Below are 14,383 nucleotides of genomic sequence, written 5' to 3'. Positions count from 1 at the left end.
GCTGGCCAAGGGGATCAATGGCATTCCGGAAGGCCAGTTCTTGTTCAATCGGCCGGCAAACCTGAAGCAGGCGAGCAAGATGGTGGCGCTATCGTTGCGGATCGACAAGCAGGAACGACCACATACGGCCTGCACGACAGAACGCCCGAGGCGGCGCATCGGGCGTTCGTACAACAATCAATACCGTCAGGCTGTTGCAGGACTGGCCAGCCGGCCAACTACGCCAGCCCCTCCCCATACCTGCCCGGCGTCACCCCCATCACCCGCTTGAACATGGCGATGAAGGCGCTGACGTTGTCGTAGCCCAGGTCCAGCGCAATATTTGTCACGGGCTGGCCGGCGGCCAGCAATTCCAGGGCACGCAGGATGCGGGCGCGCTGGCGCCAGGCCGAGGGCGTAAAGCCGGTCTCGATCGTGAAACGGCGGACCAGGGTGCGCGGCGACACGCCGGCCCGGGCGGCCAGCGCTTCCACGCCACGCTCATCGGCCAAGTCATCGAGCACGGCGCGGGCCACGCGCAGCAGGCGCGGGTCCGTGGGCAGGGGCAAGCCGAAGGCCTCGTGCGGCGCGGCGGCGATCTCGTCGAGGATCACGCCCGCCACCCGGGCCTGCCGCGCGTCCAGCGCATCGGGCGCACCATCGCGCCAGGTGCCGGCGCGGCCCACCGCCTCGCGCAGCAAGCCCGAGACGCGCATCACGCAAGGCGCGGCAGGCAATCCAAGGCAACTGGCCTCGTCCACATACACGCTCCAGCCCGCAAACGGGCCGTGCGAACGCAGCGCGTGCATATGATGGGGCGGCATCCACACGCAATGGCTGGCCGGCACCACCCACTGGCCGCCGTCGGCGGCAACGGAGAGCAAGCCCCGCATGGCGCCGAACAGCTGGCCGCTGGCATGGCGGTGCGCCGCCGTCACCCTTTCCTGCGGCTGGACAATGCGCATGGCGCGCAGCAGGGGCCGCGATGCCGGAGAAATTGGCGGATTTGACGTATCGAATGACATAAACAGCGCAGGCAAGACAATCCGATCATCATACAGTGGCGTCTTTCCATTTTGACGGAGTTCACCATGCGTGCAGAAGACGTATTAGCCGATCAACAAAACCAGGCCCAGTTCAACGGCGTCACCGTGCGCAAGGGAACGGTGGGCGCTTTTCTCGCCAATGCCCGGCGATGGCTGGACGACACAAGCGGCGACGCCGAACGAGGCAGCGCGGAGCGCGACATTGTCGACGCCTTGCCCGCCCTGCACGCACTGGGACTGTTCGAGATTTTGCAAGTGCGCGATCCTGCGCTGCGCGCACTGGTGTCCGCGTCCGCCGCCTGACTCGGCTGACTCGTCCCCGGCGCGCATTTCCTCTATCATGCTGCTTTGCCCGCCTTCGCACCCGCCATGCCGTTTACCATTGCCGCCCCCGTCCACAGCGAACTCATTATCAAGAAGAGCCGTTTCATCGGCTGCGTGCAGCCGATGACGGATCGCGCCAGCGCGCAGCAGGTGGTCAATGACTTGAAGGCGCTGCATCCGGGCGCCTGCCATGTGTGCTGGGCGCTGCTGGCGGGCGGACAGTCGGCCGCCGTCGACGATGGCGAACCGTCCGGCACCGCCGGGCGGCCCATGCTGGAGGTGCTGCGCCACCAGGACCTGGAAGGCGTGCTGGCCACCGTGGTGCGCTACTTCGGTGGCGTGAAACTGGGGGCGGGCGGCCTGGTGCGCGCCTACACGGACAGCGTGGCGCAAGCGTTGTTACAGGCGGAAAAGACGGCCATCGTGCGCCAGCGCGCGCTGCGCTGCACGGTGCCGTATGCGCTCGAAGGCATGCTGCGCCGCGAACTGGAGGGCGCCGGCGCCGCCCTGCTGCAGGTGGCGCATGGCGAGCGCGTGCTGTTCGACTTCAGCCTGGCCGAAACGGCGGCCGCCGCCCTGCTGGCCCGCCTGGATGACGCAGGCCACGGCCGCATCGACTGGCTCGACGCCCAGGACGCAGGCGGCGCGCCTTAAAGCGACAAGCCCATCCCGGCAGAGGAATGCATCCCTTGCTGGCGCGCCTCAGAAGCGGGGACTGCGTGCCCGTCGTCGCGTGGCTCGCCACGCGGGCGCCTCACGCCTTGCCCGCGCTTCTTGCGCCGCCAGCAAAAGACGCTCCCTGCCGGAACCGGCTCTTACTGCACGCGGCGCACTTTCGGCGAATTGTTGGTGCCTTCAATCTTCAGGAAGAAGGTGCCGATGAAATTGCGCTCGATCGTGACCTTCGGCTTGTCCAGCGGCGACAGTACGGCCGAACTGCCGTCGACGATGCGCCATACCTGGCCATTGCTCAACTTGATCAATTCATTGCCGCTCCAGCCATCGAACTTGCCGGCGATGGTGGTGCTGATCGAATTCGACTCTTCCTGCACGGCGGCCTTGGGCGCCTTGACGCTTTCCATGCCAAAGCTTTGCTCGCGCTGCTGCGGCGTCAGTGCGGCCGCCACCGCGGTGGCGGCAGGCGCGGGCGCGCCCAGCGGGATGGCGTCGTAGCATTTCACGCGGGCGGGAACATCGGCGATGGACCGGCACTGCAGCATGGCGGCATCATCTGCCAGGGCGGAACCCGATACGAACAGCAACACTAAGAGAGCTTTCATCGACATTCTTTCAAAAGTAAGGGAGGGGCGCCAGGCATGCCAGCCTTGCCACGCGTGTGGAGAATTATATAGATAGCCGGACGCCATGGCGCAGCGATCTTGCCGCGCCAGCTCAGGCCTGGCGCGGGCGTTTCGCCTGCAGCACGATGAAATGGGTCCAGGCCAGCGCCGGCAAGATCACCAGCAGCAGCGCCAGCCCGGCCGGCATGTCGGGCAGGAAGCGCACGGCACAGGCGAGGAAGCCGGTAATGGCCAGCCAGAAGCGCCAGTTGAACGCGTACGCCTTGCGCGCCACGGTGGCCAGCGCGATGCGCCAGAATTCGAGCAAGGCCCACAGGCCGCCCGTCAGCAGCAGGCCTGCCAGGGCATTGGCGCCAGGAGCGTCGGCCCAGGTATCCACCAGCCTGTACAGCAGCACCGGGTAGCCGGCCGTGATGGCCAGGGTGATGGGGCCGGCGGCGATGACAGCTTCGATCAGCTGCCCTTTGGAACGATGATGCACTGCGATACGCTCCTTATGCCACCGCGCCCGAATGGGCGGCAATCACCTGCAGCGTGCCGGCCGCATCCTGCGCCCACACGCGCGTAAAGCGGAAGTCGCCGTGCGTCTCGGCACCATGGTAGCTGCCCGTCAGCTGCATGCGCACGGACACCACGGCCACGTTGCCATTGATGCGCACATGGCGCTCGGACGCGCGCAAGTCGGTGATGGCCAGCAGGCGCTGTTCGTGCGCGGCCAGGTCGGCATGCTTGCTCAGCAAATGGCCAAGATGGTTGGTAAACAGCAATTCATCGGCCAGCAGCGCGTTCAGGGCGGCCACATCGGACGCCATCATGGCCAGGCGCAAGCGCTCTTCCCCATCCAGCACTTGCACTTCCGTCAATACATTCATTTTCATCCTTTGTTAGTCATCAGGCAAACGTGGCATGCTGGCATGAAACAGCCCTTTTCACAATCGCCTGCGGCATATATTCCCAGGATACATAACCTTATAGCGTAATATTCTCAGCGGCATTGCGCAAAACGCCAGCATAGTACTGTACAGTGCTTGCCCTTCCGTACCGGACTGCAGCCGGTGTTCGCCGTGGCAGAAGTTCCATGTGCCAGCGGCAGTCCGGAACAAAACCAAGATAAGGCCCCTTCATGGCAATTAACATCATCCTTAACCTGCTCGTTGCGCTGATCGTCTTCGCCTTCATGTTCCGCCAGCAAAGCCGCCACGCGACGTTCACCGTGCGCGTCTTCACGGGCCTGGGCCTGGGCGTGCTGCTGGGCGCGGCCGTGCAGTGGCTGTACGGAGCCGGCTCGCCCGTCATCGCCGGCACCAATGAATACATCGACATCGTCGGCAGCGGCTACGTCAAACTGCTGCAGATGATCATCATGCCGCTGATCATGGTCTCCATCATCTCCGCCATTTTAAAGCTCAAGGATGCGAGTTCCCTGGGCAAGATCAGCGCGCTGACCATCGGCACCTTGTTAATTACCACCACGATCGCCGCCGCGCTGGGCATCCTGATGGCCAAGCTGTTCGGCCTGACGGCTGTCGGTCTGACCTCGAGCGCGGCCGAAGTGGCGCGCGGCGTGCAGCTGCAGGGTTCGCTGGAAACGGCGAAAGCCCTGTCGCTGCCGAAACTGCTGGTCAGCTTCGTGCCGACCAATCCCTTCCTCGACATGACGGGCGCGCGCAAGACGTCGACCATCGCCGTCGTCGTGTTCTCCATCTTCATCGGCATCTCGGCCACGGGCATTGCCGCCAAGAAGCCGGAAATCTTCGCTTCCTTCGAGCACTTCATGAAAGTGGCGCACGCCATCGTCATGCGCATGGTCACCCTGGTGCTGCGCCTGACGCCGTACGGCGTGTTCGCGCTGATGTTTGAAGTGGTGGCCTCGTCGAGCTACACGGACATCTTAAAGCTGATCAACTTCGTCGTCGCCTCGTACAGCGCGCTGATATTGATGTTCCTCGTGCACCTGGCCATCATCGCCGGCGTGGGCCTGAACCCCTTGCGCTTCGTCAAGAAAGTCTTCCCCGTGCTGGCCTTCGCGTTCACCTCGCGCACCAGCGCCGGCTCCATCCCGATGAGCGTGCAGACGCAGACGCAGCGCCTGGGCACGCCGGAAGGCATCGCCAACTTCGCCGCCTCGTTCGGCTCGACCATCGGCCAGAACGGCTGCGCCGGCATCTATCCGGCCATGCTGGCCGTGATGATCGCCCCCACCGTCGGCGTCGATCCGTTCACCATCAGCTTCCTGCTGCCCTTGCTGGCCATCATCACCATCGGTTCCGTCGGCGTGGCCGGCGTGGGCGGCGGCGCCACGTTTGCCGCCCTGATCGTGCTGTCGGCGATGGACTTGCCGGTGGCGCTGGCCGGCTTGCTGATCTCCGTCGAACCGCTGATCGACATGGGCCGCACGGCCCTCAATGTGAGCGGCTCGATCACGGCCGGCACCGTCACCAGCAGAGTCATGGGACAGACCGACCTGGCCGTCTACAACAGCGACGACGCGCCGGACCTGGATGAGGCGGAACACGCGGCCTAAGCCTTTTCACTCACACCAGCGGCGCGCCGCGCCCTGCCGCTTTCGTCTATATTGAATCGCAATCAATACGGAGGAAGGCACAAGGCGATGGAACAGAAATGGCCGCAGCAAATCTGGATCGTGCGTCACGGCCAAAGTGCCGGCAACGTGGCGCGCGATGCCGCCGAAGCGGAAAAGCAACTGTTGATCGCCATCGCCGAACGCGACGTCGACGTCCCCCTCTCCGACCTCGGCGCGCGCCAGGCGCTAGCCCTCGGCGACTGGTTCGCCAACCTTCCCCCTGAACAACAACCGACCGTCGTGCTGTATTCGCCCTACGTGCGGGCACGGCAGACGGCGCAAGCCGTGCTGGCGCGCATTGGTGCGGACAGCCTGAGTGCCGTGGTGGCCGACGAGCGCCTGCGCGAAAAGGAATTCGGCATCCTCGACCGTCTGACCGTGCACGGCATCGCCAGCAAATACCCGGAACTGTACGAACAGCGCCAGCACGTCGGCAAGTTCTATTTTCGCCCGCCGGGCGGCGAAAGCTGGTGCGACGTGATCCTGCGCCTGCGCAGCGTGCTCGACACCATCACGCGCGAATACCGGGGCGAACGGGTGCTGATCGTCGGCCACCAGGTCATCGTCAATTGCTTGCGCTACCTGCTGGAACGCTGCGACGAGCAAGCCATCCTGGCCATCGACAAGGCGGCCGACGTGCCCAACTGCGGCATCACTTCCTACGCTTTTCATCCTGCCCTGGGCAGGCACGGCAAGCTGCAGCTCGACCTGTGCAACTTCGTCGCGCCGCTGGAAGCGGCCGGCGCGCAAGTCACGGCCCAGCCCGACATGCCGGCCGCGCCCAAATCCTGACCCTTCGGAGGCCACCATGGACGCCACCGCCATTACCCCTTCCCTGCTGCGCTCCTGGCCCCTGCCCATGCCCGCGCCCGACGGCGACAAGGAGGTGCGCGGCCACCTGCTGATCGTCGCCGGCTCCGAAGAGATGCCGGGCGCCATCGTGCTGGCGGCCACGGCAGCCCTGCGCGCGGGCGCCGGCAAGCTGACCCTGGCGACGGGCGCCTCGGTGGCGGCGCAAGTGGCCATCGCCATGCCGGAGGCGCGGGTCATCGGCCTCGACGAAACGGCCCAGGGCGGCTTTCGCCACGAGGCGCGCCACCAGCTGGCGCCGCTGGCGGGCAAGGTCGACGCCGTCCTCGTCGGGCCGGGCATGTGCGACACGGCGGCCAGCTGCGAACTGATGCGCCACCTGCTGCCCCTGTTTGCCGACAGCCGCCTGATCCTCGACGCCCGCGCCATGCAGGTCGTGCGCCAGCCCGCGCACTTCCGTTTTACGCAGCCGGTGCTGCTGACGCCGCACGCGGGCGAGCTGGCGCAGCTGATGGGCGTGACCAAAGATGCTGTGCTGGCCGACCCGCATGCCTGCGCCACGGACGCGGCGCGACGCTGGCATGCCGTCGTCGCCCTGAAGGGCGCGCTGACCGTGCTCGCCATGCCCGACGGCAGCAGCTGGACGCACGGGGCTCACGCTGGCGGCAACATCGGCCTGGCCATTTCCGGCTCCGGCGACACCCTGGCCGGCATCATCGCGGGCCTGGCCGCGCGCGGCGCGCCATTGGCGCAGGCCTGTGCCTGGGGCATCGCCCTGCATGCGCTGGCGGGCGAGCAGCTGGCCCTGCGCTTCGGCATCCTCGGCTACCTGGCGCGCGAAATCCCGGCCGAGATTCCCGCCCTGCTGCGCAATCTGGCGGCATAAAAACAACAGCATAAGCATATCCAGAAAGAATCGTTAGCGCACACCGCCACCTCCCTTAAGCTCATTGCAACTGTTTCCGTACTAACACTAATCGAGCCCAAAGGACACCGCCTTGTATCCGCGCCATTCATCCGCCACGCCTTCCCTTCCCGCCACGCCGCTGCGCGCCATCGTGCTGGCCTGCGCCATGCTGGGCACCGCGCCCGCCTGGGCCCAGGACGCGCAAGCCGGCACGGGCAGCAGCGCGGAAACGGCCAGCGCCAGCATCGACCAGGTCACCGTCGTCGGTTCGCGCGCGCGCAACCGCACGGTGTTCGACAGCAGCGTGCCCATCGACCGCTTCGGCGCGCGTGAAGTGAGCAATGCGCTGGCGACGGGCGACGTGGGCGCGGCCCTGCAAAACCTGTCGCCGTCGATCAACTTCCCGCGCATCGAGTCGAGCGGCGCGTCGGATTCCGTGCGCGGCATCCAGTTGCGGGGCCTGGCGCCCGACCAGGTGCTGGTGCTGATCAACGGCAAGCGCCGCCACACGAGCGCCGTGCTCGACACGGAAAGCAGCTTTGCCGGCACCGTGCCGGTCGACATCAACGCCATACCGCCGAACGCCATCGACCACATCGAAATCCTGCGCGACGGCGCCGGCGCCCAGTACGGCAGCGACGCCGTGGCCGGCGTGATCAACATCGTGCTGAAAAAAGCCCGCACGGGCGGCGCCGCCTCCGTCAGCTATGGCGCCAACCACACGCATTTCGATCCCACCGATCACACCCTGACCGATGGCCAGACCGTCATCGTCAACGCCGACTATGGCGTGCCGCTGGGCGAGGCGGGATTCTTCCGCTTCGGCGCGGAAACGCGGCGCCGCTCGCCCACGGAACGGGCCGGCCCCAGCGACGCGGGCTGGACTTCCTACAACTTCACGCCGGCCGACCAGGCGCTCGACGGCAAGGTACTGTTCAAGTCCGGCGACTCGCGCCAGCGCAACAACTACCTGTTCTACAACGCGCAGCTCACCCTGGCCAACGGCCTCGACCTGTACTCGTTTGCCACCGTGAACGAGCGCACATCGGACGGCAGCGCCTATTTCCGCTATCCGGGCGACCCGTCGAACGTGCCGGCCCTGTATCCACACGGCTACCGTCCCGTCACCAATGGCGACAAGCGCGACCTCAGCATCGTGGCCGGCGTGCGCGGCAGCGCGGGCGAATGGAACTGGGACGCCAGCGCGCGCCACGGCAGCGACCGCTTTGACTACGGCGTGAGCCACTCCGTCAACGCTTCGCTGGGCGCGGCCAGTCCCACGCGTTTCAACCTCGCCGGTTTCGACTTCCGCCAGGACGCCTTGAACTTCGATGCCACGCGCAGTATCGACATCGGCCTGCCCGCCCCCTTGAGCGTGGCCGTGGGCGCCGAATGGATGCGCGAAACCTACACCAGCTCGGCCGGCGATTCCGCCTCGTATGCGGCCGGCAGCTTCAACGACGCGCCACCGGGCGCGCAGGCAGGACCAGGCTTGCGTCCATCGGACGCCTACGACGGCAGCCGCCAAATCCGCTCCGTGTATGCGGACGTGGAAAGCGACCTCACGCCGCGCCTGCTGGTGGGCGCCGCCGCCCGCTATTCCGACTACAGCGACTTCGGCAGCGCCAGCACGGGCAAGCTGTCCACGCGCTACAAGGTGACGGACAGCTTCCTCGTGCGCGGCTCGCTGTCGAACAGCTTCCGCGCGCCAGCCCTCGTGCAGACGGGCTTCCGCTTCGCCACCCTGAACTTCAACGCCGATGGCACGGCCCTGCAAACGGCGGCCCTGCTGCCGGCCAGCGACCCGCTGGCGCGCAGCTTCGGCGCGCAACAGCTGAAACCGGAAAAATCGACCAACCTGTCGCTGGGCCTGGCCTGGAAACCGGCCACTGCTACCAGCGTGACGGTGGACGCCTACGTGATCCGCATCCGCGACCGCATCACGCGCTCGAGCGACTTGCAAAGCGATGCCGTCACGGCCTACCTGGCCACGAATGGCCGCAGCGACATTCAATCCGTGGCCTACCTGGCCAATTTGCTCGACACGCGCACAAAAGGCCTGGACCTGGTGCTGAACCACGACCTGGCGTTCACTTCAGGCAAACTGAACCTGAATGCGGCGCTGAACCTGAACAAGACCAGTCTCGACAAGGTGCGCCAGAGTTCCACTGCATTGAGCACCATCGATCCCAGTCTGACCCTGCTGACGGAAACGAGTTTGTTCCGCATCAAACATGCGTCACCGACCAGCAAATTGATCTTGGGCGCTGACTGGCAGGCGGCCGGTTGGGGCGTGCAGGCGCGCGCCACCCGCTTTGGCGAGCTGAAGGATTTTTCCTACGACAGCGATGCGCCCTTGATCGACGGCATCCCCGCCCAGCGCTTCGGCGCCGTCTGGTCGCTGGACCTGGAAGGCCAATTAAAACTGAGCAAGCAACTGACGGTGAGCGTGGGCGGCAACAATATCCTCGACCGCTATCCGCAGCGCGTGCGCGAAACGAATAACGCCACCTATGGCGGCGCCCTGCCTTACAATTTCATCAACCCGATCGGCGTCAATGGCTCCTACTTTTACGCTAAATTAAGCTACACGTTCTGACACGGACAAGGATAAATCATGATCATCAAACGAATCTCCCATCTCGTCGCCGGCGCCTGCCTGGGCGCCCTGCTGCTGTCGCCCGCCCAGGCTGCCGCGCCGCTGGTGCTGATGACGGACTTCGGCACGGCCGACGGCGCCGTGTCCGCCATGCATGGCGTCGCCTATGGCGTCGATCCCCAGCTCACCATCTCGGACCTGACGCACCAGATTCCCGACTACGACATCTGGCTGGGCGCCTACCGTTTGTACCAGACGGCCAATTACTGGCCGCAAGGCACGGTGTTTGTGTCCGTCATCGATCCGGGCGTGGGTACCCAGCGCAAGTCGGTGGTGCTGAAGACCAAGGGGGGCCGCTACTTCGTGGGGCCGGACAACGGCCTGTTCACCCTGATCGCCGAGCGCGACGGCGTGGAAGAGCTGCGCGAAATCGATGAAAAGGTCAACCGCCTGGCGGGCTCCGCCGAGTCGTACACCTTCCACGGCCGCGACGTGTACGCGTATGTCGGTGCGCGCCTGGCATCGGGCGCCATCCGCTATGAACAGGTGGGACCGCCATTGCCGAGCGCATCCGTGGTGAAGATCGCCTATCAAAAACCTGTGCGCGACGGCAATACCATCCGCGGCATCGTGCCCGTGCTCGATGTGAAATATGGCAATGTCTGGACGAATATCCCGAAATCGCTGCTCGACGAATTACAGGTAAAACTGCATGACCCGCTGCAAGTGCGCATCTTGCACAAGGGCAAGCAGGTAGCCAAGGTCACGGCACCGTTCGAGCACACGTTTGGCGGCGTCGCCAAGGGCAAGCCCCTGGTCTACCTGAACAGCCTGCTCGACGTGGCCGTCGCCATCAGCCAGGGCGACTTTGCCACCAAGCACCATGTCGAATCGGGCGTGGACTGGGAGGTAGAAGTGAGCAAGGTCAATAGCAAGTAATACCGGCAAGCCCCGCTGGCCAGGAGCGCCTGCCCTGGCCAGGCCCCGTCCCAGACAGGCATTTGCGCCGCGTCAAACAAGGTCGCCATGTCGCAAACCATCCGCGCTGTTTTGTAAATCCGGTGAACCTGCCGGCGCCTGCCCACTCTAATTTGGGCAAGCGATGCCAGCCTTGTAGAGCTTGTACAGCCTGGCAATGTCCTCTTTTCCACGACAGCCATCCACCGTGAAAGGATCCATCATGACGGCCCCACTCCTCAGTACCAGCAAGCTCGTCCTCGGTAGCGCCATCGTGTGCGCACTGCTGGGCGGCTGCAACAAACGCAACGACAGCACCACCACGGCCTCCCCGCCAGCGACCACCGCCACGCCGCCCGCCGCCACCTCGGGCACCAGCGGCACAGGCGGCGCCACGGGCACGGGAACGACCGCGCCAGACACGGCCACGCCAGGCGCGACACCGGGCACCACCAATCCCGACGGCACGACCACGCCACCGCCCAGCGTGCCGCCCAACAACAGCACCACGCCGGGTACGGGTACGGGCAACACCACGCCGCCGCCGCGCAGCAGCTGAGCCGGCGCGCCTTCCTGACAGGCGAAAAAAGAGCCTTCCACGGAAGGCTCCTTGCATACAGCACGGCACAGCGCCTGCCGGCCTTGACCCGGTTTTACTTTTGCAAGCCGACCGGTGCCGCTTTCGGCGCGCGACGTCCCGTCAGGAACAGCACGGCCTTCTTCAGCATGCGGTAGACAAAACGCAGCAGCAGCAGGGTCAGCACGCATTCCAGCAAGGTCAGTATCATCGCAAACGCCACGGGCATGCGCCCGGCGCGGCGGTGGAACTTGGCCACAGCACCATCGCGGGCGATCTCGATGCTGTCATAGAAGGTCGGCACCACCAGCAAGGTCAGGATCGTCGACGTGATGGTGCCGCCGATGATGGCGATCGCCAGCGGGCGATAGAACTCGCCGCCCTCGCCCAGGCCCAGCGCCACGGGGAACATGCCGGCGATCAAGGCGAACGTCGTCATCAGGATGGGGCGCAGGCGCATGCGGCCCGCATACATCAGCGCGTCTTCGCGGCCATAACCCTCTTCTTCGCGCTTGCGCGCCGCATCGAGCAGCAGGATGGCGTTCTTGGCCACCAGGCCCATGAGCATGATGATGCCGATAAAACTCATCAGGTTGAGGGTGTTGTTCGTGATCACCAGCGCCACCACCACGCCGATCAAACTCAACGGCAAGGACATCATCACGGCCACCGGCGCCGTGAAGGAACCAAACTGCATGACCAGGATCAAATACATCAGGCCGATACCCATCACCAGCGCGATCAGCATTTCCGTGAACAGCTCTTGCTGGTCCTGTCCGGCGCCGCCCAGCGCCAGACCGTAGCCGGGCGGGAAATCGATGGACTTGGCCAGTTTCATGGCATCGCTCGTCACTTCGCCATTCGAGCGGCCCTGCGCATTGGCCGAGACGGTGATCGTGCGCTTGCCATTCTTGTGCTCGATGCCGGACGGCCCCTTGCCCATGGTAATGGTAGCGATCTGGTCGAGCGGCACCATTTGCGAGGTGCCCGTCACGCTGATCGGCAGGCGTTCGATATTCTCGGACGCCACGCGGTCATCGGGATGCAGGCGCACGGCCACGTCGCGCGTCTCGCCCGTCGGATCGACCCAGTCGCCCACTTCCACGCCGGCAAAAGCCACGCGCAACGATTGCGCCGCATCGTTGACGGAAATGCCCATCGAATTGGCCAGGCCACGGTTGAGTTCAATCTGCAGCTCGTTCTTCGGATCCTGTTCCGACAGGCCCACGTCGACGGCGCCGGGAATCAGGCGCATCTTGTCCATATAGGCATTCGTGATTTCCATCAGCTTGCGCGAATCGGGACCCGTGAATTCCACCTGGATCGGCTTTTGCGAACCATTGCTCAAGTCATCCTGCACCACATATTCGGCGCCCACCAGGCGCGACATCTTCTCGCGCAGCTCGACTGCGATTTCCTTGGCCGAACGCTTGCGGGTGTTGCGCTTGCCGATATCGACATACACGCGCCCGCCGTTCGCGTTGACGGAGCTGTTGGTATCCTTGGTTTCAGGCAAGGTACGTGCCAGCACGGCCGCCGCTTCCAGTTTCAAACGCGAATACTCGATGCTGCTCGACGATGGCGTGCGCACATTGATCATCAGATTGCCCGAATCGGATGCTGGCAGGAAACTCGTGCCGCCGTGCGTGGCATGCAGGGCGATGGCGCCCACCAGGCTGCCGAAAGCGATCACGGCCATCCAGCGGCGGTGATGCAGGGCCCAGGCGATGACGTTGCCGTAGCGGTCGGCCTGGTGGTCGAACCAGTGATTGAATTTCTCCAGCACGCGGCCGATGCCCTTCTTCGGCGCCGCATGTTCCTCGATCGGGTCGCCCCAGAAGGCCGACAGCATCGGGTCGAGCGTAAACGAGATGCCCAGGCTGACCAGCACCGAGCACGTCACCGTCAGGGCGAACGGACGGAACCACTCGCCCGAGATACCGGGCATGAAGGCCACGGGGATGAACACGGCGATAATCGAAAACGTGGTGGCGGCCACGGCCATGCCGATCTCGGCCGTGCCTTCCAGCGCCGCCGTGCGGCGGTCCTTGCCCATCTGCATGTGGCGCACGATGTTTTCGCGCACCACGATGGCATCATCGATCAGTACGCCAATGGCCAGCGACAGGCCCAGCAAGGTCATGAAGTTCAGGGTGAAGCCGCACAGCCACACGGCAATGAAGGCGGCGATCACGGACGTGGGCAGGCTGAGCGCCGTGATCAGGGTCGAGCGCCACGAGTTGAGGAAGGCGTAGACGACGAAAATCGTCAGCACCGCGCCCAACACCAGCGATTCGATCACGTTGTTCAGGCTATGCTGGGCGTTTTCGCCGCCGTCGCGCGTCACTTGCAACAAGGTGCCTTTCGGCAAGGTTTTGTTGATTTCCTCGACCATGTCGCGGATCTTGTTGGCCACGCTGACGGTGGAGGCGTCGCGCACGCGGGTAATCGATATGCCCACGTTCGGCTTGCCGCTGCGCACGCTCAAGGTGTTGATCTCGGCAAAACCATCCTCGATCGTCGCCACTTGCGCCAGGCGCACGATTTCTTCGCCGCGGCGCTTGATCACCACCTGCTCGAAATCGGCCGGCGACTCGATGCGGCCGACCAGGCGGATGCTTTTCTCGTCCAGCGTGCCGCGCACCTTGCCCACCGGCGCATTCGTGTTCTGGTTGCGCAGGGCGTTGACGACGTCGCTGACGGAAACATTGTATTCGCGCAACTTTTCCGCGCGCAGCAGCACGGACAATTCGCGTTTCAGCGAACCGCCCACGTTCACCAGCGCCACGCCGTCAACGGCGCGGAAGCGGTCCGACAGCACATCTTCGGCCAGGCGCGAGATTTCCGCATGGCTTTGCACACTCGACGACAGCGCCAGCTGCATGATGGGCTCGGCCGACGGGTCGATGCGCTGCAGGATCGGTTCGCGCATCTCCAGCGGCAACTTGTAGCGCACGGAAGCGATGGCGTTGCGGATATCGTCGGACGCCTCGATCAGGTTCGTCTTGAAGGAAAACTGAATGAAGATGCTGGCCGAGCCCTCATTGGCGCTGCTATTGACTTCGGTCACGCCGGAAATGCTTTGCAGCGACTTTTCCAGGCGGTTCACCACTTCGCGCTCGACCGTATCGGGCGATGCGCCCGGGTAGGGAATGCTGACGACGATGAACGGCACTTCGACGTCCGGGTTCTGGTTGACGCGCAGTTTCTTGAGCGCCAGCAAGCCGACGCACATCATCGCCAGGATCAGGACAATGGTGGCGGTGGGCCGCTTGATACTGAAATCGGAAAGGAACATG

13 protein-coding genes are annotated in these 14,383 nt (G+C 64.8%); 8 read left to right on the top strand and 5 right to left on the bottom strand.

Annotated features, from left to right (window positions below; translation table 11 throughout):
- Positions 1-218: 218 nt before the first annotated feature.
- The gene (locus tag AC3RCJ_RS09195) at positions 219-944 is read right to left on the bottom strand and encodes a helix-turn-helix domain-containing protein (RefSeq protein WP_492963791.1); all 726 of its coding nucleotides are present in this window, start codon (positions 942-944) and stop codon (positions 219-221) included.
- Between the two features lie 126 nt (positions 945-1,070).
- Here AC3RCJ_RS09195 and AC3RCJ_RS09190 point away from each other — a divergent pair, with 126 nt between their 5' ends.
- Positions 1,071-1,328: a hypothetical protein gene (locus tag AC3RCJ_RS09190; RefSeq protein ID WP_492963793.1), complete on the top strand. Its 258-nt coding sequence runs from the start codon at positions 1,071-1,073 to the stop codon at positions 1,326-1,328.
- Between the two features lie 66 nt (positions 1,329-1,394).
- On the top strand, positions 1,395-2,003 hold the full coding sequence (locus tag AC3RCJ_RS09185; RefSeq protein WP_492963794.1) for an IMPACT family protein: 609 nt from the start codon (positions 1,395-1,397) through the stop codon (positions 2,001-2,003).
- Positions 2,004-2,164: 161 nt separating this feature from the next.
- On the opposite strand, the gene AC3RCJ_RS09180 is transcribed toward AC3RCJ_RS09185, so the two are convergent.
- The 3 genes from AC3RCJ_RS09180 to AC3RCJ_RS09170 all read right to left on the bottom strand — a co-directional run bounded on the left by AC3RCJ_RS09180 (position 2,165) and on the right by AC3RCJ_RS09170 (position 3,522).
- Positions 2,165-2,629 carry a hypothetical protein gene (locus AC3RCJ_RS09180; protein WP_492963796.1) on the bottom strand — a complete coding sequence of 155 codons (465 nt, stop codon included), beginning with the start codon at positions 2,627-2,629 and terminating at the stop codon, positions 2,165-2,167.
- Positions 2,630-2,741: 112 nt separating this feature from the next.
- On the bottom strand, positions 2,742-3,131 hold the full coding sequence (locus AC3RCJ_RS09175) for a hypothetical protein (protein WP_492963798.1): 390 nt from the start codon (positions 3,129-3,131) through the stop codon (positions 2,742-2,744).
- A 13-nt stretch (positions 3,132-3,144) separates the two neighbouring features.
- Positions 3,145-3,522, bottom strand: coding sequence for a nuclear transport factor 2 family protein (locus AC3RCJ_RS09170; RefSeq protein WP_492963800.1), 378 nt, complete (start codon positions 3,520-3,522; stop codon positions 3,145-3,147).
- 251 nt (positions 3,523-3,773) lie between these two features.
- Here AC3RCJ_RS09170 and AC3RCJ_RS09165 point away from each other — a divergent pair, with 251 nt between their 5' ends.
- From AC3RCJ_RS09165 to AC3RCJ_RS09140, 6 genes are all read left to right on the top strand, one after another.
- The gene (locus AC3RCJ_RS09165; protein WP_492963802.1) at positions 3,774-5,174 is read left to right on the top strand and encodes an L-cystine transporter; all 1,401 of its coding nucleotides are present in this window, start codon (positions 3,774-3,776) and stop codon (positions 5,172-5,174) included.
- Positions 5,175-5,261: 87 nt separating this feature from the next.
- Positions 5,262-6,026 (top strand): histidine phosphatase family protein, encoded by a 765-nt coding sequence (locus AC3RCJ_RS09160; protein WP_492963804.1) that lies wholly within the window; start codon positions 5,262-5,264, stop codon positions 6,024-6,026.
- A 16-nt stretch (positions 6,027-6,042) separates the two neighbouring features.
- Positions 6,043-6,930, top strand: coding sequence for an NAD(P)H-hydrate dehydratase (locus tag AC3RCJ_RS09155; protein WP_492963806.1), 888 nt, complete (start codon positions 6,043-6,045; stop codon positions 6,928-6,930).
- A gap of 112 nt (positions 6,931-7,042) precedes the next feature.
- Positions 7,043-9,550: a TonB-dependent receptor plug domain-containing protein gene (locus tag AC3RCJ_RS09150; RefSeq protein ID WP_492963808.1), complete on the top strand. Its 2,508-nt coding sequence runs from the start codon at positions 7,043-7,045 to the stop codon at positions 9,548-9,550.
- Between the two features lie 18 nt (positions 9,551-9,568).
- Positions 9,569-10,489, top strand: coding sequence for an SAM hydrolase/SAM-dependent halogenase family protein (locus AC3RCJ_RS09145; protein ID WP_492963810.1), 921 nt, complete (start codon positions 9,569-9,571; stop codon positions 10,487-10,489).
- A 241-nt stretch (positions 10,490-10,730) separates the two neighbouring features.
- Entirely contained in the window at positions 10,731-11,066 is a 336-nt protein-coding gene (locus AC3RCJ_RS09140; RefSeq protein ID WP_492963812.1) for a hypothetical protein, read from the top strand.
- A gap of 94 nt (positions 11,067-11,160) precedes the next feature.
- On the opposite strand, the gene AC3RCJ_RS09135 is transcribed toward AC3RCJ_RS09140, so the two are convergent.
- Complete coding sequence (locus tag AC3RCJ_RS09135; protein WP_492963814.1) at positions 11,161-14,382, bottom strand: efflux RND transporter permease subunit; 3,222 nt, start codon at positions 14,380-14,382, stop codon at positions 11,161-11,163.
- Position 14,383 lies beyond the last annotated feature (1 nt).

This window comes from Janthinobacterium sp. GW822-FHT07H11, from assembly GCF_058798615.1.
Note: the sequence above shows the minus strand (reverse complement) of the source record. Positions and strands in the feature narration are given on the sequence as shown.

Bases quoted from the DNA above. Each gene is read 5' to 3' on its own strand.
- AC3RCJ_RS09195 (WP_492963791.1), bottom strand. From the start codon at position 944: ATGCGCATTGTCCAGCCGCAGGAAAGGGTGACGGCGGCGCACCGCCAT.
- AC3RCJ_RS09190 (WP_492963793.1), top strand. From the start codon at position 1,071: ATGCGTGCAGAAGACGTATTAGCCGATCAACAAAACCAGGCCCAGTTC.
- AC3RCJ_RS09185 (WP_492963794.1), top strand. From the start codon at position 1,395: ATGCCGTTTACCATTGCCGCCCCCGTCCACAGCGAACTCATTATCAAG.
- AC3RCJ_RS09180 (WP_492963796.1), bottom strand. From the start codon at position 2,629: ATGAAAGCTCTCTTAGTGTTGCTGTTCGTATCGGGTTCCGCCCTGGCA.
- AC3RCJ_RS09170 (WP_492963800.1), bottom strand. From the start codon at position 3,522: ATGAATGTATTGACGGAAGTGCAAGTGCTGGATGGGGAAGAGCGCTTG.
- AC3RCJ_RS09165 (WP_492963802.1), top strand. From the start codon at position 3,774: ATGGCAATTAACATCATCCTTAACCTGCTCGTTGCGCTGATCGTCTTC.
- AC3RCJ_RS09160 (WP_492963804.1), top strand. From the start codon at position 5,262: ATGGAACAGAAATGGCCGCAGCAAATCTGGATCGTGCGTCACGGCCAA.
- AC3RCJ_RS09155 (WP_492963806.1), top strand. From the start codon at position 6,043: ATGGACGCCACCGCCATTACCCCTTCCCTGCTGCGCTCCTGGCCCCTG.
- AC3RCJ_RS09145 (WP_492963810.1), top strand. From the start codon at position 9,569: ATGATCATCAAACGAATCTCCCATCTCGTCGCCGGCGCCTGCCTGGGC.
- AC3RCJ_RS09140 (WP_492963812.1), top strand. From the start codon at position 10,731: ATGACGGCCCCACTCCTCAGTACCAGCAAGCTCGTCCTCGGTAGCGCC.
- AC3RCJ_RS09135 (WP_492963814.1), bottom strand. From the start codon at position 14,382: ATGTTCCTTTCCGATTTCAGTATCAAGCGGCCCACCGCCACCATTGTC.